We start from the raw sequence: 25536 nt of genomic DNA, 5'->3' as shown, positions 1-25536 counted from the left end.
ATATGAAAACGTTATATAAAAATACTATTGCCCTTTATCTGATAGGCGTGTTTTGCATGCTGATCTTTGCTACCTCCTGCAAAAAAGACAAAGAAGGGCAGGGGGCGCCAAGCATTACCAGGGTCCGTACGTTGGTGAGGCCAGGAGATACTCAACTTACTCCACTAGATTCAACAGTTACTTCTGGCGATGTTGGCGTTACTTATGTGATTGAAGGGGTAAATTTAAAGTCAACCAATAAAGTAGAATTCAATGGGGCTTCAGCTTATCTTAATACGGCACTTTTTAGTGATAACAGCATTATCGTGATGATCCCGACAACCGCTACATGGATCAATCAAACGGGAAAATTAACATTGACTAATTCATACGGTAGTACTTCCTTTAACTTTAGTATTAAACAACCTGCTCCGGTGATTAGCGATCTGAGTCAGTTTGCAGGTAACCCTGGCGATGTGATTACCATTACCGGCTTACGTTTTGATCAGGTATCGAGCGTTAAGTTCGGTACCACAGCAGCGCAGGTAATCTCTTCAACCAGTACAGAACTGAAGGTAACTGTTCCAACTGCTGCGCTGGGGGCAGTAAGTGTTACTACTCCGGGTGGTACAGGTACTGGCCCATATGTATCTTATGATGGCGTTGTGGTTCCGATATTGCTGCCATTTGGATTCAGGCATTTATTTTATGATGATCAAATAACAGCTGGTTACGATTTCAACTTCGGAGGTGCTAACGCCGATGTGAATAACATTGAGATGGTAAAGCGCGGTACGCATGCGATCAAACTTACCTATACCGGAAGCTATGCAGGATATGCCGTTGGCAGTAACAGCCCTATTGATTTGACCGACAAAACCTACGTTAAGTTTTCTATTTATGGCACAGCCGGTACTGAGGGTAAAGTTGTAAAGGTTGCATTAGGTGATTTTGACAACCGTAACGTAAGTGTGGTACTGCATGCGGGCAAGTGGACCAATTATGTGGTTCCGATAGATCGTTTCCAGAATGCCAGTCAGCCGGGTAAACCTACAAGTGTAAACTGGATCGGGTTTCAGGAGCTGAGTGGCAACGCACCAGAAACCATTTATCTGGATGATATTGGAGTGTATTAATTGAAGGAAATATTTAAGTTTAAAGAGGTTGTATTATAAATAATAATTCAATCGAATTTGTCACGTTGAGCCTGTCGAAACGCCTTTAAGAAATTTAAAACAGGTCCTTCGACAAGCTCAGGATGACAATTTAGCCTTAATGCTCCAACCTCTTCCATATTTATAATTTTAAAATACTTGATTAATGAAATTGATACAATATATGCTTGCCGGCATCATGATGCTGGCAGCCAGTACCCATGCCTTGGCACAAAAAAATCTGGTTGTTAATGGTGGCTTCGAAAATGAGTTAGACGGATGGGTCGATTATTCGGCCAAGGCAACACCTTACATGTATAATTCTGGAAAAATGAGCGGTGCTATATTTTCTTCAGATTCTTCTAAGTGGATTGGTATGCACCAGATTGTATCTTTGCCTAAAAATAGCCAGTATATACTCATGAGTGCCAAAATTAAAGTAGATGCAGTGAGTACCGGAAAAAACTCCTGGAACGGCGCATTATTTCTTTTCGAGACCCTTAACAAACAGGAAATTAAAACAGGCGAGGGAATAAACATTGCCTCAGTTACAGGAGATGCCGATTGGAAGCTGTATGAAAAGGCATATATTATTCCGCCAGGTATTACGAAAATAAAGTTGTTATTTGCACTAGGTTATGTCACTGGCACCATGTTCGTAGATGATGTAAGTCTTAAAGTAATTACTCAATCCGAGTTCGAAAAGTATTTGTAGTATGATGAATTGCATGTTGTACAGGTCGGTTTTAATATGGTTATCGCTGGTTGCCACTGCGGCCACTGCCCAGGAAATAAAGATTCCTGATATTGTTCTGAACCAGTCGGGATATTATCCAAAGCTGGAAAAAAGCGCAGTCGTGCTCCGGGCAGTTTCAGAAAATAAATTCGAGTTATTATCCATGCCAGACCGAAAATCTGTGTACACAGGTGTATTATCTGAGCCAAAAACTACCGGCTACTCAAAAATTAATACAAGAATTGCCGATTTTAGCAGCTTTAACCAACCTGGCCAATATATCATCCGTATTGCCGGAGGGGCTGAATCTCCTGTTTTTAAAATTGCTGATGGTGTGCACCACGATCTTGCAGTTGCCGCATTAAAAGCATTTTATTACCAGCGCGCCTCCTCTGCACTGGATGTGAACTACGCAGGAAAATGGTACCGTGCTGCCGGGCATCCAGATACTTCAGTTTATATTCATCCATCGGCCGCCTCTAAAAACCGAAAGGCTGATAGTAAGATTAATGTTGCGGGCGGATGGTACGATGCAGGAGATTACAATAAATATGTGGTGAATAGCGGTATCTCAACCTCAACCTTACTTTCTGCTTATGAAGATTTTTCTGAATATTTTTTAGGTTTGGAAGCGCATATTCCCCATGCGAAAAATAAAGTTCCCGATGTGTTAACAGAGGCCATTTACAATTTGCGATGGATGCTTAAAATGCAGGACCCCGCTGACGGTGGTGTTTATAATAAGTGTACCAACCTTAATTTCGACGGGATGATCATGCCAGATCAAGCAACATCAAAACGTTATGTGGTGGCAAAAGGTACTGCAGCAACACTTAATTTAGCCGCTGTTGCCGCACAGGCTTATCGTATTTTTAAGCCATTCCCTGAACAATATCCTGGGCTGGCAGATAGCTGCCTGTTAGCTGCTAAAAAGGCCTGGAGCTGGTCGGTAAAAAATCCAAACATCGCTTACGATCAGGATGCGCTCAACAAAATGTCAGACCTAAAGGTAACAACGGGAGGTTATGGTGATGGGAACTTCGAAGATGAATGGACCTGGGCCTCGGCAGAACTATTGGCCTCAACCGGGCAACAAGAATATTATGATGCTTTTTTTGCGCGTTTAAATGCTCCGGTAAGCTTACCTAGCTGGAATAATGTAGGTACATTGGGATATTATACATTGATCAGGTGCGAGGGGCAGCTTCCTGAACAGTACAAAAGTGTAACCAGTATTTTGAAGAAGAAGATACTCGGCCTTGCCAATCGTTACTTAGCTGCTTTTGAAACAGGTCCCTATCATACCGTAATCGGCGCTTCGCTTTACGACTTTGCATGGGGAAGTAATTCTTTAGCTATGAATCAGAGCATATTGCTCATTAATACTTATTTATTTTCCAAAAAGGATGCTTATCTCGATGCTGCCCTTAGTAATCTGGATTACATTCTGGGCAAAAATGCAACCGGTTATTCTTTTGTAACGGGGGTAGGTTACAAATCACCTATGCACCCGCACCACCGCTTGTCGTTCGCAGATGGTGTTGCCGAACCTATTCCGGGTCTGCTGGTTGGAGGGCCAAATCGAGGAAAACAAGATGGACTGAAGTATAATGACGAACCCGAATTGTCGTACCTGGATGATGTTAACTCTTATGCAAGTAACGAAATTGCCATTAATTGGAATGCGCCATTGGTATATGTGGCAAATGCAGTGGAGTGTCTTCAAAAGGTAAGAAAAAAATGAACAAAATAGTGGATTGTTGTTCTATTCGGTAGCTGTTTTTTGATTTTCCTGCCACTTGAGATTGAGAGCGTTCTTTGGTAGAAACCCATGCTTTATCCTTTGGTGATATGCCTATAGACATGGCGCAATACATTTTTTAGCTCTATTCCAATACAGAATGGAGGACTTGTAGATGTATTGTAGACACTTTAATGTAATGTAGTAGACGTTTTGTATAACGTTAAGATTAGTTGCCCTTGACCCTGATGTTTAATTTTGTTTCTGATCATATCCAGACAAAAATCTGGATTCATCTATCCGATTAAAAACATATGCAACAACAAAACATCGCAGATCTCGAACATTTACAATCAATTTGTAACAGTGGCAATTATGCAGAATGCCTTGAAGCGGTAAATCTTTTCCTGCTTTTTAATCCTGACAGCCCGGATGGGCTTTTACTAAAAGGCAAATGTGCATTTGAGCTATCGTATAATAGTGAAGATGCAGGTAATATGCTAGAGGTGGCCATTAGTAGCTTTGAAGCGTTGCTCAAGTTAGCACCAGGTTATGAAGAAGCGATGCTGTTTATAGCTTATATTAACATTTGCATAAGGGGTACTAATTTATCTGAATCTATAGCCTACTGTAACCAATTGGCCATATCAAATCTTCCTGATACCAGGTTAAAAGCCATCCGGTACCGGCAGGAAGCCTATTACCAAAGTGGAGACATCGACCATGCGTTAGCAGATTTAGATCTTTTAATAAATATCAGTAAAGAAAACATTTCGGAAGATCGCGGTCGTGCCGATTATGAAATAGGTGTATTGTACACTAAAAAGGCAGCATTGTATTTAGAACATAAGAACGACCCTTTCAATGCGCTTGGGGCATACCGGGAAGGATTGCCTTTCCGGCATAAAGATGTGCGCGTGTATTGCCTGTTTGCTCACCTGGCACTTGATAACCAGGATTATGAGTTAGGTGGAAAAGTAGCCCAGATTGCATTATTTATGGGTGATGCCGATGAGGAGTTAATTAAATTATATTTTAGATTGGATGAATTGACCAGGGAAGGCATCATCAGCCAATCCATTATATACGCCATGTTTATTGCACTTAAGATTTATAAAGAACGTGTAAATGGTGGTACCGTTGAGTTATTGAGTTTAGCACAAAGTTATATAAAAACCTATCCCGACTGGTCTGTGCCTTATCACTATGCAGGTGCAGCGTTATATGAGGTTAAAAGTTATCATGAAGCGCTGCCATACTTGCAAAAAAGTATAGAATTAGGAGGACTTGCCCTTGGCCTGCAACGCTTCATTGAAATTTCGTGCCGGATAAACGGTGAATTGCCCTTAATTAAAGAATGGCCGGAAGACTCTGCCGTTATGTATTACAATGCCGGGGTAAGCTTCTTTTATGAGTCGGAGGCAGAGATCAGAACTAAAAGCAATGCCCGGGAACTTTTACAGATCAGGGCTGGTTTTTACAAAATCTCTTACGATGCTTTCTATAACTATTTCTATAATGGTAAGGGAGATAGCGGCGACAATGAACCGCATATTTTTGCGATGTGCTGTAATAATTACGGGATAGCTTTAAGCGAGCTGGGAGATTATGAAAATGCTATCGAAATACATAAGCGCGGATATGCGTTATCTCCTTTCTGGGAGCAACTGTATAGCTTAAGCGTTGCATTGCTGGCAACTCAACGGTATCAGGAAGCAGTTGATGTGCTGGAGCAGGCAACGGCTTATGGCAGCGATTATTTAAGCTTTGAAGATTATATTGATTTAAAGGGTAAATACCTCACGGCTATTTATGGCCTCGGCCTGAAAGAGGAGGCGAAGGCGCATTTAACTGAAGTGGAGGAGGAATATAACAACTTTATTAAAACCTATGGAAATGGGTTAACAGAACGGGAACTGTTTACATTAAGCGAAAAATATATTGTTGTCCAAAATGTACGCCATGACCTTTTAAGTGAAGGCAGCCTGGAAGATGCCACCCGGCGTTGGAAAGATGAGCTGGATAAAAACCCGGATGATAACTCTTCCTGGTATATGCTGATGCAAAACTACTATCAGTTAAAGGATTATCATCAATGCATAGCGTGTGCCAATAATTATCAGTCGATAAAAGGTGAGGCCATCACGGTGGATTCTGTTCAGAAGGTATATTTTATGCGGGGCATGTCATACCTCTTCCTGGAAGATTATAATCGTGCTAAAGAAAATTTAAATATACTGCTTGGTACCTGTCAGCCACCCGTCAATGAAAGTGATGAAAGTATCGCCTGCAACACCAATTTGAGTTTGGCACAGTGCAGTTATGCGTTGAAGGAATGGGATGAATCTATCGATTATTCGCTGGCTGCGATAGCCTGTTATGATAGAAATGGATGGCGATGTGATGACACATGGATAATGGCTGCATTACAATATGCGGATGGCTGTAAAGCTGCCGGAGAAGTTGATGCCGCAATTGAAACCGTAAATAATATTTTGAAAATAGCGCCGCAAAACGAAGAAGCGTTAAAACGAAAACACGAATGGAAAAGGGGTGGACTGTTCTCTTTTCTAAAAAGAGGATGAATACGGAGAAAAATATCAGCAATTAATCGCCAACGCCCAAGGCGGTGATGTGGCAGATGATATTGAATATTAATTGCTGCCGAAATGTGCCTTAGTTTAAGAAATAAAAGTCTCTTTCAAGATGAGGGAGGCTTTTGTTCTTATGGCGAGTACATGGCAGGTGAAACAGAAGTACGTTATCTGCCATTCGGATCTGTACTGGTGCTGACTGTTGAAGCCAACGAGCTAGGTAAACCGCTGCTTGCTGATATTGTTACCGAAAACACTAAAGATAAAACAGTTTATTTCAGTTAATAATCTGCTGCGTGTAGTTGTAATTTTTTTCAAAATGTCTTTTTTGACAAAACGGATATAAACCCTACAGTGTATAGAAGTACCTGAATGTTATCATCCATTATTCTACACTTTTAGTTATTATTTTGCCCACTCGCTTATTAACAAAGAAGTCAGGCTTTAAGGACCTGACTTCTTTGTTAATTATTTGGCTTTCGCCATATCAATCATCATGCTCAGCTCATCAACAGCGGCTTCGTTGCTACCGTCAAAACCTGTTAATTTAAACCTTACGTTTCCCGCCGCATCAATTACAAATTTGGCTGGGATACCGTTTACCTTGTAACTGCTTACCACTTTGTTTACCTTGGTTTGGGCATCTTTAAGATCCATCAGCACTTCAAATGAATATTTCTTACCCTTAATGTAATCGGCTGCATCTTTCACTGGATCGGCTACTTTTTCCCAGGTATGGATAAAAAGGAATTTCACATTTTCATCGTCTTTATATTTATTTACTGCCATTTGCATTGCGGGGAATGAAGCCTTGCACGGACCGCACCAGGTTGCCCAAAAATCGAGGATTACAATTTTGCCTTTATAATCAGCCAGAGAAACCTGTTTGCCGTTCAAATCAGTCAATGAAAAAGGCGCAGCCGGCTCTTTTACAATGTCTTTGGTTAATTGCTTGCTCAAGTTTTCCAAATAAGCCTTTCTAATGGAGGCTGCATAAGCATCAAAGCCACTTTCATTACCTTTTAACTTTACGTAGAGTTTTTTAAAATCGGCAACTATTTCCGGGGTCGCTTTACCGGCCTTAACCACTTCTTCCAGCTTATCGTAAGCTTCCTGGTTTCTATTCAAGCCCATTAAAATTTGCGCATAGCGGTAGTTTAAATTAGGACTTAGGCTAGTCGATTTTTTATAGGCAATCTCCGAATACTTCAAAGCCTCGGCATATTTTTTCCTTTCGAATAAAATGTTAGCATAAGTACTGGTTAGGCCCGCATAGGCCGAAGCTGAAAATTTGGCCCAGTTCTCATTGCCTTTTTTGCCATCCACATAAGAAAAAGAATTATCCATTGCTTTTTTGGCATAAATTTCGGCATTGGCTAAATCGCCGTTTTTATAAAAAGCACCGGTGACGCCCGAATAAGCATTACCTTTCCAGAAATCAACTTCAAGCATATTGGCATATTCATTAGCTTTGGCGACATTTTTTTCGGCTGCAAATTTACCGGCAATCACGGCTCTTACATAATCGTAAGCCAGGCGGTCGTCTACCTTGATATTCTCGTACATTGTTGGCGGAAACTTTTTTATCCAGGCTTTGTAAGCGGCTTCGGCTTCGGCAGCGGTTTTAAGGAGGTAAAAATCTTTAGAAGCTTCATTTCTGGCTCGTGTACCCAAAGGGAAACGGGTGGCGATATTGCTGTAGATGGCATCGGATTTTTTAGTATCGCCAATGCGGTAATAATAATTGGCAGCTGTTAATACTTCTTTTTCGGTTTTAGCTTCTGATAAATCAGCCAATCTGGCCCTTAACACAGTTTTATCAGCCGAATCTTTAGAGGCTACCAGTTTATCCAGGTATTGAACCAGGGTGTCGGCTGGTTTGGTGGTTTGTGCCTCTGTTGCATTAATAGCAACTAGCAATAACAGTATTGAGCAGGCAGTTTTTAATAATTTCATAAGCTTTTATATTTATTTTTTGAAATCATTAGTCTGCCTGAATTTAATTTCAGGCAGACTAATTTTTAATCTCTTAGTTATAGCCAGGGTTTTGGGTGAGTTTATTGTTCAGTAAAATCTGGTCCATGCCAATAGGCAACAGTTGCGCAGTTGTTTTCCAGGTTGGTTTTAAGGCGCCTAAAATTGCGTCAGCAGTTCCGGTACGTTTTAAATCGAACCAGCGATTGGCATACTCCCCAAAAAGCTCCAGTTTGCGTTCTTTGGCAATAGCCGTTAACAATGCACTTTGTGTAACAGCAGTGGTATTACCCAGCCCTGCGCGTGTGCGGATAACGTTAATATCGTCCTGTGCACCACCAATATTCAATTGTTGTGCCCTGGCCTCTGCTCTAATGAGGTATTGTTCTCCTAAACGCAACAACACGGTATATTCATTACCCAAAGTTGCTGCTGTGGCTGATTGTACCTTGTACTTATTAATCCGGTAGTATTTAACGGCATTAAAAGTAGTCGAATCAACCCAGGAGGTCTTACGGTTATCGTTCAGCTCGAAATCTTTGGTGAAATTGTTATACAACACATAAGCCGGTGGCGCTACATTAGCTGCCGAACTGGTTGTGCGGTAAGTGCTAAAGGCCGATACACCAAACAAGGTAGATAACTGCAAAATGGTTTCACTGCTGGTATTAATGAAGGCATTTGATAAAGTAGCCATGCTGTAAGTACCTGAGCCAATTACTTTGGTTGCTTCGGCCTCGGCGTTGGCATAATCTTTATTATACAAGTAAGCCTTAGCCAATAATGCAGTTGCTGCCCATTTGTTTGCCCTGACCTTTAATGCGGCACTACCTACATAAGTAGCGGGCAACAGATTTTGTGCATCCTTTAAATCGCTGAAGATCTGTGCATAAACCTCTGCAACTGTAGCCCTTGGTTTAAAAGCATTATCGAGTTCGTTTATTTCTGAAGTGATGGGTACACCTCCATAAAAGTTTACTAGGTTAAAGTACATTAAGGCCCTGAAAAATTTAGCTTCACCACTTAACTGGTTTTTCACCGGTGTGGTCATTCCGGTAGAATGACCAATACCATCCAGAATCAGGTTGCAATAGCGGATGGTTTGATAAGAATAGCCCCAGATATAACCGGTAGGATTGGTATTGGTTGGTGCTACCACATTTTGCGAGAACTGGATTAAATCGGCATTTGAGGTAGTATTCTGCAATTCATCGGCTAATAAACCGCCAAACAAGGTACTGAATTTTAAGTGATCTGTTGTTGAATAATAAGAATAAAGTGATAAGGTAGCACTGGTCGCCGAATTATCGGTATTAAAGGCATCTTCCTTTGCGATAAGATTATTGGCTAAATCGGCTTCAACAAATTTTTTACATGACGACATTGCCATTAAAACCAAGCCCAATGCCATTATTTTTTTGAAAAATATATAGTTAATTTTCATGATTTCCTTGATTAAAATGAACAGTTTAAACCGAATACAATGGTACGCACCTGCGGGAAGGCAATATATTGGCCTGTGCCCAAACCCGGGCCAGTGCCCGGCAAGGTAGTTTCAGGGTCGTAAGTGTATTTCTGTTTGGCCCAGGTATAAAGATTTTGCCCCTGTACGTACACGCTGAGGTTGGATAGTTTTAATTTACTGGCCATTGCTTTGGGGAAAGTATAGTTCAGGCTTACTGTTTTCAGTTTCAGGTAAGAAGCGTCGCCCCAGTTTACATCCGACGAAGTTAAGTTTCCATAAGATGGATCGTTAACGGTAGAAGCAGCCGGGAAAAGCGCTGTATCGCCCGCCGCTCCCCAGCGGTCTAACAGGGCAGTGCTCATGTTGGTGTAGTTAATACCAGCAGGGCTTGAGCTTAAGGTCGAATTTAATATGCCGTAACGATGATTGTACTGGAACATAAAATCGAGTGCAAAACCTTTATAGCTTAGGCTATTGTTCATGCCGGCAAAGTAAGGATGGCCATAATAGCCCACATACCTATCGCCAGCAAAACTAATGCTGCCATCGCCATTTAAATCCTGGTAAGTCGGTAAACCTGTTGCCGGGTTAACGCCTGTATATTTATAAAACTTCCTGATATCAGTTGGTTGTCCGATAATATAAGAACTGGCATAAAAAGTATTTTCGAGATTATCAAAAGCCAGTAATTTATTGCGGCTGATGGTTAAATTCAGGTTGGTATTCCATTTAAAACCGCCGGCTATTACATTAATGGTATTCAACTCAAATTCAAAACCTTTGGTTTGTACCGTAGCATTTAAATTGGCTGTATAACCCGTTGAACCTGTTTGAGAGGGGATAGTAATAAAGTTTAGCAGGTTAGAAACACGGTTTCGGTAATAATCAGCTTTTAGCAAAATCCGATCGTTTAAGAAACCCAATTCTACTGCTATATCCAGTTTCTTATTGGTCTCCCATTTTAAATCAGGGTTTTGAATACTCGAAGGAACATAAGTACTTACCCCATCGTAAACATTGCTAGAACCAGTAGAGGTATAAAGTGACAGGTAGCCGTAATTCGGGATCTGATCGTTACCGGTAATACCATAACTGGCCCTTAATTTACCAAAGCTTAAAAAGCTAAGGTTCTTCATAAAATCTTCCTGGGTAAAAATCCATGATGCCCCTACAGCACCAAAATTCCCAAATTTGTTGTTACCCCCAAAACGTGATGAACCGTCGCGTCTGAAGGTTCCATCAACAATGTACTTGCCCTGCCAGTTGTAATTTAAGCGGCCAAAAATTGCAGTGTAACTGTATATCGCATCGGCACTGTAAGAGGTAACCACCGAAGAAGCACTTGACAATGAGTTGATCAGCTTTTCATTGTTAAATCCAGTACCGGTTAAAAAGATCCCTGTTGCTTTAGTCTGCTGAAAAGTGGTACCGATTAAAGCTTCGAGGTTACCTTCTCCAATTTTGGTGGTGTACACCGCCTGGGGCTCAATAATGTAATTGTTGTTATCATTATCAGTATACCTTAGCGAACTTACCTGCGCAGTAGCCGGATTTTGCGAACTGGCCGGGTTAATTTGCTGTTGTTTTAAACGGGTTGAGGTGTAACCCAAATTGGCTTTAACCACCAAACCATCGATAATGCGGTACGAAAGGTTTACATTACTGAACAAATTAGTGGTTTGTGCATTGGTTGTTTTAGGGCTGTAAGAAAGGGGACTGGTAGATGTCCAGTTTACACTACCGTTGGCATTGTACAAGGGATAGTTAGGCGCCAGATTGTAAATGGTACTCAAATCGGTAGAGGGCAACAGGTTTTTCATATAAGTATAGTTTACCGAACCATCTATATTAAAGCGGCCATCGCTACTTTTGTGACCAGCGTTTAACCTGCTTGAAAAAGTGGTGGCGCCAAAATCACCTCCAAAAACAGTGCTTTGCTTACGGTAGGTTGAAGAAAACAGGAAGGAATTTTGTGCATTGCCTCCAGAAACTGATCCGGTAGCATTAGTGGTATGCCCGGTATGGCCAATAAAGTATTTTTGCCAGTCGGTATAGGCATTCTGGTCCCACACCGTTAAATCTAAGGCATTGGCAGTGGTTGGGGTAACGCCCGAACGTGCAAAGGCAGCCCTACGGGTAGCCAGGTATTCTTGCGTATTCATCATCGGGATATAATTGGCCACATTGCTTACACCCGAATTCACATTGAAATTAAAAGCCGTTTTACCTTTACTTCCTTTTTTGGTAGTAATTAATACCACGCCATTTGATCCGCGCGAACCGTAAATGGCAGTTGCATCCGCATCTTTCAAAATATCAATACGTTCAATATCTTCAGGTGCAATGATACTGAACGGACTCACACCGCCGTTTGCAGCGCTTACTCCGTTAGCATTCAGATTATCGGTAGCCGGCTGGGCACCATTAAATAAGGTAAAAGGAACACCATCAATAATGTACAATGGAATATAACCTGCCCCAGATACGCCAGTAAATGCGCCACGGATATTCATCCGGGCAGCAGCACCTGGCAAACCGTTATCCTGCGTAATCTGCACACCGGCAATGCGGCCTTGCAGCGCCAGTAAGGGGTTTTCTACCGTTTGTTTACCTATCTCTTCGGCAGTGATCGAACTCACTGCACCTGTATTATTGCGTTTGGTGGTACTACCATAACCAACTACCTGCACCTGATCTAAAGACGAAGCCGAAGGGCTTAATTTAATATCGAGCAAACTGGCTACACCACTCTGCAATAAACCGCGTGTTATTTTCAGTTCTTTGGTTTCGTAGCCAATGTAAGAAATAACCAGCACATCATTTTCTTCCAGATCGAGGACGAATGCTCCAGTGGATCCACTTAAGGCATACTTTTTACTGCCCTTAACGGTAATGGTTGCACCCACAAGTGGTACATTGTTTTCGTCAACAATCCGGCCGTTAAAGCGCGATGAAGTAAAAACTGAAGCTATTTTCTCAATAAATGAGCGCTCTTGCTTCTTAATCAGTACTGTATTTTGCTCAATGTTGTAGGTTAACTGCTGATCTTTTAAAAGGTATTCGATTACCTCTTTGAGTGGCGTATTTTTAAAGTTTACGTTCACCTTTGCCGCATCGTTCAGCGTACTGGTGGCGTACAATACCCTGTAGTTGGTTTGCTTTTCTATTTCTTTAAAAACCCGGTCTACGGTTATGTTTTTAGCCGCATAGGTGAGTTTTTGCGAGAAACTACTGGCACTAACATGCATGAGTAAAGTCGTCATGATGATGATGGTGAGTTTCATAATTAACAGGATTTTTTTAGGAAGGCATGCCGAATGCCTTCCTTGATAAAAAGGATAAATATTCATACTTTCGTTTGTTTGGGTTAATGCGTAAATGGACCTTAGAATTCGTTTTTAAAAGGTTAACTCAGATCATAGCCATGGTCGTGCTTCCAACACTTCCATGGTTTTTTCTTCTAAACCTATTGTGTTATTTAACGCTGTTCCTGTAGTGGTTTCTTCATTTTTTTCTGGTTTTAGTTGATATTGATTTATTTAAACAGCGTGGTTAAGGCTGTTGGCAATATTACTTTACGGTTATTACCTTACCGTTGATATAAAATTTAATATTTCCTGTTTCTTCGAGCATTTTAAGCACTTCAGAAATGTTATCAAAACGCGATACCGAGCCCGAAAAAGAAGGCATTTGCTCAGAATGAACATTCATCACAAACTGAACACTGTACCACCGCGATAGTTTCTGCATGATACTGGGTAAAGGTTCGTTTTTAAACCTGAACTCGCCATTTTTCCAATCGATGGCAAATGTCGGGTCTACTGCATTTACCTCAATGGTATTGCCATACAGTACCGATTGCTCACCTGGGGCAATTATCTTTTCACCTCTTGTTCCTTTTACTTTTACCGAGCCTTCTAAAAGTGTTGTTTTGGTGCCTAAACTGTTCTCATAGCTGTTAATGTTGAAATGCGTACCTAAAACTTCTACCTCCTGTTTTTTGCTCTTAACAATAAAAGGGTGGTTTTTATCTTTGCTCACTTCAAAATAGGCTTCTCCATCCAGTTCTACCCGCCTGTTTTTTTCGCTAAAATGACTCGGAAAGGTGAATTTCGTTTCTGCATTTAACCATACCAGGGTGCCATCGGGCAGTTTTACCTGATACTGGCCACCTGACGGGGTCGTTACGGTATTATTTCTTCCTTCCTCTTTTGCTCCTCCATTATCAATAACAGAAAAAATCAGTAAGCCGTCCGCAGCCTTTTTGACGTTTAGTCCTTTTGTAATGGCCAGTTCTCCGGTTTTACTATCTGATAAATCGATCTTGCGACCATCGGCAAGCGTTAAAATGGCGCGGTTACCACCAGGTGCCACATCGTTGGCATAGCGCTCTGACCGGTCTTCAGTCCTGTTCTTGATCGCAAACAAGCTACCCATTAAACATAAAGCCAGCACTGCTGCCGAAGCGGCGATGATCCACAGGCGCCGGGTAATCGTTTTAGGTCTTACCACCTGGTTTTGCCTGTTGTCTTCCCCTTTTAACCTTTGTGCATCAATGCGTGCTTTCAACTTTTCGCCAAAAACCGCTTTTTGCGCTTCATCGGCATTCCAAATATTTTCCAGTAACTGCTGCTCCACAAAAGAATCAACCAGATACACTTCTTTTGCAGAAGCTGTTCCATCTAAATAATGCTGTATTAATTGTTTTGCCTGTTCGGTTTTCATAGGTTTTTGAAGCGCATTGAGTGTGACTTACAAATAGATATTCCGAAAAAGCGGTTTTGGTGGTAGATTTATTTAAAAAAAAATAAAAAAAGTTTTTTATCACTTTAAAAGGTGTAAAAATATGGCCATCATGGTAGCTGAGAGCTTGCCATTTAGAGAATCGGCTATTATTTTGATCGCATTGCTTACCTGTTTTTTAACTGTCCCTTCAGCAATATTGAGTTTTTTGGCTATTTCGCGGTACGACAATTGTTCATCGCGGCTCAAAAGATAAACTTCGCGCATTTTTTTAGGCAATTTGGCAATCCCCAGATCAATATTTCCCTGTAATTCTTTTAACGAGATGCTTTCTTCAATATTCAGGCTATTATCAACCGCTTGTTCGTTTATTTTATCTAAAAAATCACTGTTGTGGATATTTCTTTCGATATACCGTAAGCATAAATTACGGGTGCTGCGAATAAGATAAGCCCCTAAAGTACTTTTAACCACTAAGGTAGTCCTTCTGTTCCAGATCGATACAAAGATTTCCTGCACTATATCAGCAGCTTCCTCCTCCGATTTGGTTAACCTCACCGCATAAGATGCCATCTTTTCCCAATAACGGTTGTAAATTTCGGTAAATGCCTGCTCATCTTCCTGGTTTATCAGCAAGATCAGTTCGATATCTGGTACATGGTTTAGGGATGGCATAGTTTATAAAACGAATATAGAAGAAAATATAGAATAATCTGCTGTAAAGGTGCAATAACGTCATTCACCTAAATTGTCCCCCTTTAAAAGCTGCACCTGAAGAAATTGGTTAAGTATAACCATAACTGCACGGTCTTCACGAATCCGGTGACTTACGATGCCCATTTTTCCGGAGGTCCGGGTATCAGGGGCAGAATTTTCCGTCCAATTTTTTTGCTCGTTAATCCACCCCGCAAAGGTGGCTAAAACAACGTCTTAAATTCGCCCACAACATGTTGTAGAGGAGCAAAAGTGACAGGCAAATTTTTTTAGGTTGGCTTTGGAAACATTTCTCACTTTTCCTATGTCCTTAAAAAAGACTTTGGATACCCTCCAACACAATTACTGGATCGAAACTAAAGTATTTAATTGCTGAAGTCTTTCGTGAATAATCAAGCTTTTTTACCGTATAAAAGTAATCGTTTAAAAGGATAAATGGCAGGAAGTTTCGGGAAATGTTTTGCGATCCTCTCTTGATAGGTACGGATAAAAAACTCTTTTTGTTCCCCTTCAAGGCGCTCCAGATATGGGATTAACGAAGAGCCGGAAATAAAATTATATAGCGTTTGGTAATCGCTGGCAATAATGGGGTAGACTTTTTGAACGACCTGGATATCCTCCAACCCCTGGTCAAAAAATATTTGCGCGTATTCATCCATGCTCAATACTGGGGAAGCCCGCTTCCAGCCTTTCAGAAAATCTTCAAAAGGAGATTCCTGTATAAGTTCGAAAAGTATTTTGTTAAGTAAATTTTCCTTCTGTACCGGCATCTGCACAGCAAATTGCCCTCCGGTATGGAGCTTTTGGATCAGTCCCGGAAAAAGTTGCTGGTGATCATCAGACCATTGCAGGGCAGCATTGCTGAAGATTAGGTCCCATTTTTCAGTACTTCTGTTTACCTCCTCCGTAGACGACTGTCGGAAATGCAGTCGATCGCTTTCCAGCGCGTTGGACTGCCTCAGCATTTCGGCAGAAGTATCAACGCCCAGAAAAAAGGCCTGTTCAAATTTTTCAGTCAGGATGGCTGTCTGCTCACCCGTACCACAGCCAAGATCAATTGCTTTCATTTTTTCAGCAGGCTGGATAAAATCCGCTAAATCGAAAAATGGCTGGTAACGGATGTCTTTGAACTTGTTGTAAATTTCTGGATCCCAGGGCATATTTTCCTTTTTTTATGTGATACTTTACAAATGGTGAATAACTACTTAATTTAAATAATGATTTTTTAGGCTAAAAGTTGAATAAATTGGGCAGCAATGTCAGTCTTCGCGAATCGTTAATGCTACTGTCTTCTACTAACAACTAACATAGGTTTACAGTTTTGAGATAAATTTGGCTGTTATCTTCCGCGCCTGTGCATGTGCATCTGCTGTATCTTTTGTTCTGAAACGATGCTTGCTTTTTCCCGATGGGGCTATGTTTATACATGATAGGAATAGTAAATAATAATTTCTTTTTGGATTACCTAAAGGTTTCCGTGCAATCCCTATACTCTAAATCTGTTAATCAGATTTTTACATCAAAAAAGCAGCAATGCAAAAACTAAAATAACATCGGTGGTTATCTCGCTCGTGTGTTGATAACTTGCTGAATATTAAGCCATTTAGGATCTGATATTTGATGAGTGAATATTTGAGAAGGCGATTTTTTGCGGGCTGTCGCTTATCCAAGTATGGGTTTGCAGTAGCGCAGAAGGTTTTGGTGAACGCAGATGGAAAATACAAGATGATAATTTTTCGTCATATAATTTGCAAAATGAATTTAGTAAATACTTTCTGGAAAAATTTACCGATGCCTATTGGAAATAACAGGATCATTAACCAACCGAAACTGCTATCTTATTATGCGTAAGGTACCATCGATAAAGACAGGGGCAGCATTAGGCCTGGGGATGCTGATAGACTTGGGGTCTTTTGCTCTTCCGGAAAACGAAACTAAGTCGCTAAAGTAAATAGGATAGGGGCAATGCGCTATTGCACAAGACTAGGTGCTAACGCTGTCATTTCTCGGGGCAATGATTTTCATCCCGGACTATTTGTAATATCTTTGCGCCAGAGATGAAAAGCGAGCATATATGGGAAACCTTCGGAAACATTGATATTTATTTATTCGACCAATTACTAAAAGGCACCTATGATGGGTGCAAGACTGTTTTGGATGCTGGATGTGGAACAGGAAGAAAGCTGCTTTACTTTTTAAGAGGTGGTGTACAGGTTTATGGGGTAGATCAAAACGCTGAAGCTATCGCACAGCTTAAAAATCTGGCCAGTGCCTTTCCTCATATCGATCCCGAAGAGAACTTCAGAGTAGGTAGAACAATTGCCGTTTGAAAATGAAAGTTTTGATCTGGTTAGGATGTTTGAACTTTATCAGCTAAACTAAAAGTTCATCTGTGGTGTTCGGGTAAAACATCCTCTGGACGTTATGCATTAAATTAATGGCTTCATTGGCGTAGCTCTCTCCTCCATTATAGTCAGCGATGATATCCCTCGCAACTTGGTAATCGTTTTCATATAAAGACCATTGTGCAGATTGCTTTAAGGATTGAAATTTATTAAAGATCTTTTGTGTTCCTAAACGAACGCTCTCTGAATCTCCAATATAGTTATTTGTCCTGAATTGCATGATCCCGAGTGTTTTTGGTTTTGTGCTGAGAAAGAAAGCAACATATTCAATCCATCGCACAATACGGGGACGGTTGAAGTCCTCATAAATTAAAATGGCGTAAACGATAATATCCAAAGCTTCGTTTTGAGTAATACTATGGATTATACTGCCATATTTTTTTTTGAGAAAATCGTAATTTTTGTGGATGTATTTCTCCCGACGTTCTGCCGGTTTTGCAGAAGAAAAATCCAAGTTGTTCATAACTTGGTAAATGAATACCAAAATCACAATCCAAAGTTCGTTAGATAAAGTCGATAAATCTGGTAGTATATTCTTTTTATATTGAATTACATTAATGTAGAGTACATACGATAACGAAATGATAGCAATCCAATAAAGAATTTGTTTATACCAATTGAGCAATAATAGCCTTCCTAGAGCAATACTGGCAAGTAGCCTAAATGCAATATAATACACGTTTACAAGATAAATGTCTTTGACTAAATAGTCAGCATTAAAGCCATATAAAATACTAGCAACGACAATTAAAAAAACTTGAGGGGACAATACCCTTATTAGAAAGTTGAAAGCAGGGCTGTCTTCATTTTGGCTAAAGATAGTGATCTCAATATAACCGATAGAAATAGAATGTTTGCCTATCCAATTGACCAAAAAGAAGAGCAAAATTGCGAGAGCGATATGAACAATAATCGTGAGCATCAGTTTAGTTTTAGAGCTTAAATATAAGCTTTTATAAAATAACCACATCAAAATTAGTATGACTGTTCGGAAAACGGAACCTGGCTGCTTAAGTAAATGGGATAGGGGAGATGCTCTAATTACAAAACCTGGTCTAACGATGCGATTTGTCAAGGCAATGATTTTCATCCCGGACTATTTGTAATATCTTTGCGCCAGAGATGAAAAGCGAGCATATACGGGAAACCTTCGGAAACATTGATATTTATTTATTCGACCAATTACTAAAAGGCACCTATGATGGGTGCAAGACTGTTTTGGATGCTGGATGTGGAACAGGAAGAAACCTGCTTTACTTTTTAAGAAGTGGTGTACAGGTTTATGGGGTAGATCAGAATCCTGAAGCGATAGCACAGCTTAAAGATCTGGCCGGTGCCTTTCCCCATATCAATCCCGAAGAAAATTTCAGGATAGCGGCTGTAGAGCAATTGCCGTTTGAAAATGAAAGTTTTGATCTGGTCATCAGTTCTGCTGTACTCCACTTTGCGGAAAACCAGGAACATTTTGAAGCGATGTTAAGCTCCATGTGGCGCGTACTTAAACCCGGTGGATATTTCTTCTGTCGGCTGGCCTCGGAAATCGGTATTGAATCACTGGTCCGTTTTATCGGGAATGGCAGGTACATTCTTCCAGACGGATCAGAGCGTTTTTTAGTCAACCAGGAAATGCTGGCCAGGCTCACCAAAAAACTTGGGGGACAGCTTCACGAACCCATCAAGACTACCAATGTACAGAACATGAGGGCCATGACGACCTGGTGCGTGCGGAAATAACATTCGATTTTAAAAGTTTTTTTAGCATAGAATATCCATTAGATGTAAAGGATATTTATGGCCGATCCTAAAAACGGAAACCAATGCCAATAAACTGATTAAATAAGAAAATCTGCTGCCCTGTTGATATGCACAATATGTTTTGTGTATCAACAGGTTCTTTAGAGCGAATGTCTTTTAATAACTTTTGTCGGGTTTCTCTTAATCACGATTTTTTCTTCCAGGATGGCTTGTGCAACAGTTTTACCCATTGCCTCAAAATCAGTTGAGATGACCGTAATACCATCTTCAAGCACTTCTTTCACAAGTGTATCATTGTAAGAGATGAGACCTATATCCTTCCCTAACTTAAGTTTCTTTTTTCGCGCAAGCTTAATTAACATGACATCATCGGTGTCGTACCTGCTGAAGGTTACATAAGCATTACCTTTTTGAAAAGTCTTTTCATCAATCTCAGATTGTATCAGGTAGGGGTATTCAGTTTCAGTGCAATAATGTAAAAAACCTTCAATTACTAGCCTGGCATGAACAGCTTCGGGATGGGCAACCAATATCAGCCGATCGTATTTTTTTAACTCAGCCTTTAATTTATGAAGGCTATTATAAATGTCAAAGCCGTAATCCTGGTATATACTACTGTAATTGCCTGATAAACCTTGCTCGTTTAAATCAATAATTATTCTTTTCTTGTCTGGAATCAGGTTCAGGAGCGGGGCTACATTTTCTTTTAAAAAAGTTGCAATGACGTAATGTGTATATGAACCCAGATTTTCTTTGATCAATTTTTCGAATACCTGATAATTATGATGGTGAAAGTAGATATCTATATCGGCGCGGTTTTCCAGTTGGTTAAAAAGCGTCCTATAAAACTGTTCACGCAGAATATTCATTTTATCAAGCAGCAAAAACACGCGGAAGGAATGGTGAATGGCCTTTTTGCGTACATAATATCCTTTCCTGTATACAGATTCAACGATGCCTTTTTCAACAAGTTCATTTAGGCCTTTGAGTAAAGTTTCCTTACTCATTTTTAATTGTAACTGCAGCTGCTTGAGAGAAGGCAGCTGATCTCCAATATGTAGCTGATCAATTTCAATCAGTGACATAATGTGATCGGCAAGCTGTTGGTATTTCATTTTGCCTTGATTGCCTTTCTGGAGTGTGTTTTCAGAGATCATAGGTATATTATTTAGGCAAATGTAATTAATACACCATACAAACCAAACCAGCCCACCTAACAATTATTCAATAATCACCCCATTTTGGGTGTGAAGAGCTTTTTTTATTTTTTGTAAAGAAATAAAATATATTATATTATATTTGTTGACCTAACCAGTCCAGACCAGACTAGTAATGTTGATCATTTTTTATATACGTAGTAATTATTGTTATTAAGCTCTAATTGCTATTCCCCGGATCTGGATGAGGTTTTAAATGCTTTAGCGAGTCATTTAAAAATATACTGCAGATATGTAAATGTTGTGGTAACAATATAACCAAATATAAACAATGAATATGAAACCAAACTTACTCTTAACAGTGCTATTGGTTCTGGGTATTCCGCTTTCCAGTCTGGCCCAAGCGGTAAAAACCATTAGTGGAACTGTTACAGAAGAAACCGGGAAACCCTTGCCGGGTGCGAAAGTAGTCATCCAGGGGAAAACAGTTTCCCGCGTAACAGATGATCAGGGCCGCTTTAGTCTTTCTAATACAAAAGAAAGTGAACTATTGATGGTTTCCATGGTTGGCTATATCAGCAAAACCGTGGTTATCACCAGTCAAAGTCACTATAAAATTCAACTGGTACCTAACAACACCGCTTTAGATGACGTGGTAATTGTTGGTTATGGCCAGGTAAAACGAAAGGACCTGACTGGTTCGGTCGGTTCTGTAGTGATGAAAGATATGGAAAAGGCACCGGTAGTTTCCTTTGAAGATGCCTTGGCAGGAAGGGTGGCAGGAGTGCAGGTTGGTTCTGGTGATGGACAGCCAGGCAGTATTAGCAACATCACCATTCGCGGAGGGAATTCCATTACCCAGTCAAACTCACCACTTTATGTAATTGATGGTTTTCCTTTGGAAAATCCCGACAACAATACCATTAATCCGGATGATATTGAATCAATAGATATATTGAAAGACGCATCTTCTACGGCAATTTATGGAGCGAGAGGAGCCAATGGTGTGATCATGATCAAGACCAAGGAAGGTAAGGTAGGCGCGCCGGTAGTTAACTATAACAACTGGCTGGGCTATCAATATCCGTCAACGCAGATAGAAGTGATGAGCCCTTATGAGTTTGTGAAATACCAGCTGGACTTGAATAAGACTTCCGCTACCGCTTTGTATCTTAAAGACGGCAAAACTTTAGATGCTTACCGCAATGAACGTGGGATAAACTGGCAGGATAATGTATTACAGAATGCATTTATGCAAAATCATAGCTTCTCTATGAGGGGTGGCACTGCGGCTACAAAATATTCGGTAAGCAGCTCTTATTTAGATCAGAATGGAATTGTGATTAATGGTGGGTATAAGCGGTACCAGGGACGGTTTCAGATCGATCAGCGTTTAGGAAAAAATATGAGAATTGGCATTAATACCAATTATACATACGGAATCAAAAAAGGTCAGATAGCAAATCTAACCAGTGATAACCTAAACAGCAGCTCGGCCGGAAATGCCAGCTCATATTTGATGTACAGTACCTGGGGATACAGGCCTGTTACAGGCAATGCGGATGACGAAAATTTCCTTGATCAGCCTTTTGACGACGATGTGGCGGGTAATACAGATTTAAGGATAAATCCGGTAGTAAACTCCAACAACTTGTATCAGTATGCTTTTAACAAATCACTTACTGCCAATGCTTTTGCGGAGTATTCTTTCCTGAAGTATTTTAAGTTCAAGCTGAGTGGCGGGATGACGGATACCCGTTTGATTTTTGAGCGTTTTAACAATGCTAATACGGCAGCCGGAAATCCGAGAACCGTTTACGGGCAAAGCTATGGCATTAATGGTTCCATCGAAAATCAAAATATCCGCAGTTTACTGAACGAAAATCTGCTCACATTTAACAGGACATTTAACAAGAAGCACCGTTTAGATGCAGTAGTTGGATTTACAATGCAGAGAAATAGTATGGAGGGGGATGGATTCGTATCTATTTTATTGCCAAATGAGTCATTGGGTGTCAGGGGGCTTGACCAGGGGACTGTACTGGTAAAAACAACCTCAGGTAGTTATTCAACGCTGGTGTCTTTCCTGGGTCGTGTGAACTATACCTTTAACTCCCGTTACCTGTTCACGGCTTCTGTCCGTAGTGATGGATCTTCAAAATTTGCCAGGGATAACAGAGTGGGCTATTTCCCTTCCGGGGCCTTTGCCTGGAATATTGGGGAAGAAAATTTCCTGAAATCAGTTAAGGCCATCTCTTCTGCAAAACTAAGGGCTTCTTATGGAATTACCGGAAACAACCGGGTATCGGACTTTGCGTACCTGAGCGTTTTGGATCAGGAAGTAGGGGCCAACACTGGAAATACCAGAAGTGGTTATTACTTTAACGGACAATACATTAAAGGAACTGTACCTGTTGGGCTGGGAAATGAGAACCTTAAATGGGAACGAACGGGAAACCTTGACCTTGGAATAGACTTAAGTTTCTTTAAGCAACGCATCAGTTTAACTACCGATTATTATTATAAAAGAACTACAGACTTATTGCTGAATGCTTCCTTGCCTACTTCAACCGGGTACCTTACCGCATTTAAAAATATTGGTGTTGTGGTAAACAGGGGTTTGGAGTTTACCTTAAATACCATAAACCTGAGTACAAAGAAATTCAGCTGGACATCCAATTTTAACATTGCCTTTAATACCAACAAGATCGAAGAGTTAAATGGTGATCAGCCTAGTTTAATTACACGTGTTTCGAACTGGAACGCCAATTTCAATAACTCTTTACCCTATATAGCCTTGCCAGGACGCCCTGTGGCATTGTTTTACGGCTATGTTTTTGATGGGGTGTATCCTTTAAGTGATTTCAATGTATTGTCTAACGGTAGCTATGAACTGAAACCTGACGTACCGAATAATGGGAGCGCCCGCTCGCTCATTAAGCCAGGTTTTATCAAATACAAAGACATTAACGGAGATGGGGTGGTAGATGCAAATGATCAGACGATTGTTGGTAATCCTAATCCGAAACACATTGGAGGCTTTTCCAACAATTTCAATTATGGTCCGTTTGACCTCAATATTTTCTTACAATGGTCTTACGGAAATGACATTTTAAATGCGAACCGGATTGTATTTGAAGGCGCAGAAGCCAGACCAAGTCTGAATATGTTTAAAACCTACGAAAACAGGTGGTCTCTGGAAAATCAGAACAGCGATTTGCCTATTGCCGGTGGTTATGGTCCTAATGTGTTCTCCGACAGGAATATCGAAGATGGCTCCTTCCTTCGGTTAAAGACGGTCTCGTTGGGCTATAACCTTTCTTCTGCAGTAACGAAAAAGCTTAAAATACAATCAGCCCGCTTTAATGTTTCGGCACAAAACCTAATAACCTGGACCAACTATTCCGGTTTGGACCCTGAAGTTTCGGTGCGCCATTCTGCGCTCACACCGGGTTTCGACTGGAGCCCATATCCAAGGGCGCGCACCATCACCTTTGGTATGAACCTAACTTTTTAACGATAAATGTTTTTACAAATGAAAACGACTTTATTATATATCGCGATGATGCTGGCACTGGTTGTGAGCTCATGTTCGAAGATCCTGGACACAACCCCACAGGATTTTGTATCGCCAGTAAATTATTACAATACAGAAAGTGAACTGCAATCTGCATTGGCCGGAGTATACGACCGTTTGGGCGATAATAGGGTTTATTCACAAGGGATGTCTTGCTATATGGTTTTTAGTGACGAATTTTTTATGAAAAACCAGACATCGGGAATGAATGCCAATATTGTAGATGCTTCGACCCTGGAATTAAACAGACATTGGGAAACGCTTTACACGGGTATTGAGCGAGCGAACATGTTACTCGAAAACATAGATAAGGCCGTTAAGGTGACTGCGGAAAAACGCAACGAAATAAAAGGGCAGGCGCTATTTTTAAGGGCTTACTATTATTTTTTGTTAACGGATGAGTTTGGAGGTGTGCCTTTAAAGCTTCAATCCAGCAAATCACCTGAAGAACCGCCTCTGCCTGCTACTCCGGTAAAGGACCTTTACGAACGTATTGTTACTGATATGAAACAGGCAGAAGGTCTGGTGAAATCTGTTTCTGATTATGGCTATAATACCCGTATCACAAAAACTACTGTACAAGGTATACTCGCGAGGGTATATCTGACCATGGCAGGCGCCCCGCTAAATGATGTTGCAAAGTATGCCGATGCCAGGACTTATGCAGAAAAAGTAATGCTGTCAGGATTGCACAGTCTTAATCCCGATTTCAAGCAAATCTATATCAACCATGTTCAGGAGCTTTTCGATACAAGGGAAAGTTTGTGGGAAGTAGAATTTAAAGGCGTAAACCAGGGCGAAATACAAGAGGGTGGCATGATTGGCAGTTATAACGGCATTACCTGTGGAAATATTGAAATTGGGTATGGCTATGATTATGTTCATGCTACAGCGAAGCTTTACAATGCTTATGCGAATGGCGATCAGAGAAGGGACTGGACAGTTGCTCCTTACCGGTATGTGACAAGTGGACAAACGGCTGTACGGACCAACTGGCCAGCAGATCAGATATACGATCGTAGTAATGGGAAATGGAGGCGTGAGTATGAACTTCTTTTGCCAAGAAATCAAAACTATACCGGTACAAACTGGCCACTGTTAAGGTATGCCGATGTATTACTGATGTTTGCAGAAGCTGATAATTATACCAATAATGGACCCTCTTTAAATGCATATAAAGCAATAAATATGGTAAGGCGAAGGGGTTATGGGAAAGATGTGCTTGTTCCCGATGTAACGGCCGATGCGGCCGCTAACCTGTCTCAGCAGGACTTCCTTGATCTGATCAGGAATGAACGGTTACGTGAGCTTGCTTTCGAGGGCATCCGGAAGCACGATCTTGTACGATGGGGTATTTATCCATCCGTTATGCAAACACAGGCAAGAGAATACCAGGCCAATATGCCAACTGCTTTAAAAGACGCAGCTATTGCACAGGCACAGCGCGTAACAGATCGTGCTGTTTTATTCCCGATCCCTAACAGTGAACTGGCCGTTAACCCTAATATCAAACAAAATACAGGATGGTAACTACAAAATTAT

General features: G+C 40.8%; 17 protein-coding genes. 9 read left to right on the top strand and 8 right to left on the bottom strand.

From position 1 onward, the window contains the following. Window positions 1–2: 2 nt before the first annotated feature. The 5 genes from H9N25_RS10970 (at window position 3) to H9N25_RS10950 (ending at window position 6489) form a co-directional block, all read left to right on the top strand. Complete coding sequence (locus tag H9N25_RS10970) at window positions 3–1115, top strand: IPT/TIG domain-containing protein (protein WP_190328926.1); 1113 nt, start codon at window positions 3–5, stop codon at window positions 1113–1115. 184 nt (window positions 1116–1299) lie between these two features. Continuing rightward, window positions 1300–1848, top strand: coding sequence for a carbohydrate binding domain-containing protein (locus tag H9N25_RS10965; RefSeq protein WP_190328925.1), 549 nt, complete (start codon window positions 1300–1302; stop codon window positions 1846–1848). Window position 1849: 1 nt separating this feature from the next. Next, window positions 1850–3613, top strand: a complete 1764-nt coding sequence (locus H9N25_RS10960) for a glycoside hydrolase family 9 protein (RefSeq protein ID WP_223833712.1) — start codon at window positions 1850–1852, stop codon at window positions 3611–3613. Window positions 3614–3924: 311 nt separating this feature from the next. Beyond that, complete coding sequence (locus H9N25_RS10955) at window positions 3925–6195, top strand: tetratricopeptide repeat protein (protein WP_190328924.1); 2271 nt, start codon at window positions 3925–3927, stop codon at window positions 6193–6195. Window positions 6196–6279: 84 nt separating this feature from the next. Next, window positions 6280–6489 carry a hypothetical protein gene (locus H9N25_RS10950; protein ID WP_190328923.1) on the top strand — a complete coding sequence of 70 codons (210 nt, stop codon included), beginning with the start codon at window positions 6280–6282 and terminating at the stop codon, window positions 6487–6489. Window positions 6490–6672: 183 nt separating this feature from the next. Here H9N25_RS10950 and H9N25_RS10945 read toward each other — a convergent pair whose 3' ends face one another. The 6 genes from H9N25_RS10945 to H9N25_RS10920 all read right to left on the bottom strand — a co-directional run bounded on the left by H9N25_RS10945 (window position 6673) and on the right by H9N25_RS10920 (window position 16260). Continuing rightward, window positions 6673–8160, bottom strand: coding sequence for a redoxin domain-containing protein (locus tag H9N25_RS10945; protein WP_190328922.1), 1488 nt, complete (start codon window positions 8158–8160; stop codon window positions 6673–6675). Window positions 8161–8233: 73 nt separating this feature from the next. Next, complete coding sequence (locus H9N25_RS10940; protein ID WP_190328921.1) at window positions 8234–9622, bottom strand: RagB/SusD family nutrient uptake outer membrane protein; 1389 nt, start codon at window positions 9620–9622, stop codon at window positions 8234–8236. Between the two features lie 11 nt (window positions 9623–9633). Next, window positions 9634–12927, bottom strand: coding sequence for a SusC/RagA family TonB-linked outer membrane protein (locus tag H9N25_RS10935; protein ID WP_190328920.1), 3294 nt, complete (start codon window positions 12925–12927; stop codon window positions 9634–9636). A gap of 286 nt (window positions 12928–13213) precedes the next feature. Next, window positions 13214–14368 carry a FecR family protein gene (locus H9N25_RS10930; protein ID WP_190328919.1) on the bottom strand — a complete coding sequence of 385 codons (1155 nt, stop codon included), beginning with the start codon at window positions 14366–14368 and terminating at the stop codon, window positions 13214–13216. Between the two features lie 99 nt (window positions 14369–14467). Next, a complete protein-coding gene (locus H9N25_RS10925; protein ID WP_190328918.1) occupies window positions 14468–15061 on the bottom strand; it encodes an RNA polymerase sigma factor in 594 nt (197 codons plus the stop codon). Between the two features lie 431 nt (window positions 15062–15492). After that, window positions 15493–16260, bottom strand: coding sequence for a methyltransferase domain-containing protein (locus H9N25_RS10920; RefSeq protein WP_190328917.1), 768 nt, complete (start codon window positions 16258–16260; stop codon window positions 15493–15495). 897 nt (window positions 16261–17157) lie between these two features. On the opposite strand from H9N25_RS10920, the gene H9N25_RS10915 reads away from it, so the two are divergent. Beyond that, window positions 17158–17430: a class I SAM-dependent methyltransferase gene (locus H9N25_RS10915; RefSeq protein WP_190328916.1), complete on the top strand. Its 273-nt coding sequence runs from the start codon at window positions 17158–17160 to the stop codon at window positions 17428–17430. Between the two features lie 43 nt (window positions 17431–17473). On the opposite strand, the gene H9N25_RS10910 is transcribed toward H9N25_RS10915, so the two are convergent. Continuing rightward, window positions 17474–18595, bottom strand: coding sequence for a hypothetical protein (locus H9N25_RS10910; protein ID WP_190328915.1), 1122 nt, complete (start codon window positions 18593–18595; stop codon window positions 17474–17476). Between the two features lie 32 nt (window positions 18596–18627). On the opposite strand from H9N25_RS10910, the gene H9N25_RS10905 reads away from it, so the two are divergent. Then, window positions 18628–19239, top strand: coding sequence for a class I SAM-dependent methyltransferase (locus H9N25_RS10905; RefSeq protein ID WP_190328914.1), 612 nt, complete (start codon window positions 18628–18630; stop codon window positions 19237–19239). A gap of 161 nt (window positions 19240–19400) precedes the next feature. Here the strand turns inward: H9N25_RS10905 and H9N25_RS10900 are convergent, their stop codons facing one another. Further along, window positions 19401–20375, bottom strand: a complete 975-nt coding sequence (locus H9N25_RS10900) for a winged helix-turn-helix domain-containing protein (protein ID WP_190328913.1) — start codon at window positions 20373–20375, stop codon at window positions 19401–19403. A 379-nt stretch (window positions 20376–20754) separates the two neighbouring features. Between H9N25_RS10900 and H9N25_RS10895 the strand changes: the two genes are divergently transcribed. After that, window positions 20755–23934 (top strand): SusC/RagA family TonB-linked outer membrane protein, encoded by a 3180-nt coding sequence (locus H9N25_RS10895; RefSeq protein WP_190328912.1) that lies wholly within the window; start codon window positions 20755–20757, stop codon window positions 23932–23934. Window positions 23935–23952: 18 nt separating this feature from the next. Then, complete coding sequence (locus H9N25_RS10890; RefSeq protein ID WP_223833711.1) at window positions 23953–25524, top strand: RagB/SusD family nutrient uptake outer membrane protein; 1572 nt, start codon at window positions 23953–23955, stop codon at window positions 25522–25524. Window positions 25525–25536 lie beyond the last annotated feature (12 nt).

The sequence above is a fragment of the Pedobacter riviphilus genome, from assembly GCF_014692875.1.
Taxonomy (GTDB): domain Bacteria; phylum Bacteroidota; class Bacteroidia; order Sphingobacteriales; family Sphingobacteriaceae; genus Pedobacter; species Pedobacter riviphilus.
Note: the sequence above shows the minus strand (reverse complement) of the source record. Positions and strands in the feature narration are given on the sequence as shown.

What these genes read in the sequence shown, in the direction of transcription:
- H9N25_RS10970 (WP_190328926.1), top strand. Translation starts at nt 3, where the DNA reads ATGAAAACGTTATATAAAAATACTATTGCCCTTTATCTGATAGGCGTG.
- H9N25_RS10965 (WP_190328925.1), top strand. Translation starts at nt 1,300, where the DNA reads ATGAAATTGATACAATATATGCTTGCCGGCATCATGATGCTGGCAGCC.
- H9N25_RS10960 (WP_223833712.1), top strand. Translation starts at nt 1,850, where the DNA reads ATGATGAATTGCATGTTGTACAGGTCGGTTTTAATATGGTTATCGCTG.
- H9N25_RS10955 (WP_190328924.1), top strand. Translation starts at nt 3,925, where the DNA reads ATGCAACAACAAAACATCGCAGATCTCGAACATTTACAATCAATTTGT.
- H9N25_RS10950 (WP_190328923.1), top strand. Translation starts at nt 6,280, where the DNA reads ATGTGCCTTAGTTTAAGAAATAAAAGTCTCTTTCAAGATGAGGGAGGC.
- H9N25_RS10945 (WP_190328922.1), bottom strand. Translation starts at nt 8,160, where the DNA reads ATGAAATTATTAAAAACTGCCTGCTCAATACTGTTATTGCTAGTTGCT.
- H9N25_RS10940 (WP_190328921.1), bottom strand. Translation starts at nt 9,622, where the DNA reads ATGAAAATTAACTATATATTTTTCAAAAAAATAATGGCATTGGGCTTG.
- H9N25_RS10935 (WP_190328920.1), bottom strand. Translation starts at nt 12,927, where the DNA reads ATGAAACTCACCATCATCATCATGACGACTTTACTCATGCATGTTAGT.
- H9N25_RS10930 (WP_190328919.1), bottom strand. Translation starts at nt 14,368, where the DNA reads ATGAAAACCGAACAGGCAAAACAATTAATACAGCATTATTTAGATGGA.
- H9N25_RS10925 (WP_190328918.1), bottom strand. Translation starts at nt 15,061, where the DNA reads ATGCCATCCCTAAACCATGTACCAGATATCGAACTGATCTTGCTGATA.
- H9N25_RS10920 (WP_190328917.1), bottom strand. Translation starts at nt 16,260, where the DNA reads ATGCCCTGGGATCCAGAAATTTACAACAAGTTCAAAGACATCCGTTAC.
- H9N25_RS10915 (WP_190328916.1), top strand. Translation starts at nt 17,158, where the DNA reads ATGAAAAGCGAGCATATATGGGAAACCTTCGGAAACATTGATATTTAT.
- H9N25_RS10910 (WP_190328915.1), bottom strand. Translation starts at nt 18,595, where the DNA reads ATGAAAATCATTGCCTTGACAAATCGCATCGTTAGACCAGGTTTTGTA.
- H9N25_RS10905 (WP_190328914.1), top strand. Translation starts at nt 18,628, where the DNA reads ATGAAAAGCGAGCATATACGGGAAACCTTCGGAAACATTGATATTTAT.
- H9N25_RS10900 (WP_190328913.1), bottom strand. Translation starts at nt 20,375, where the DNA reads ATGAAATACCAACAGCTTGCCGATCACATTATGTCACTGATTGAAATT.
- H9N25_RS10895 (WP_190328912.1), top strand. Translation starts at nt 20,755, where the DNA reads ATGAAACCAAACTTACTCTTAACAGTGCTATTGGTTCTGGGTATTCCG.
- H9N25_RS10890 (WP_223833711.1), top strand. Translation starts at nt 23,953, where the DNA reads ATGAAAACGACTTTATTATATATCGCGATGATGCTGGCACTGGTTGTG.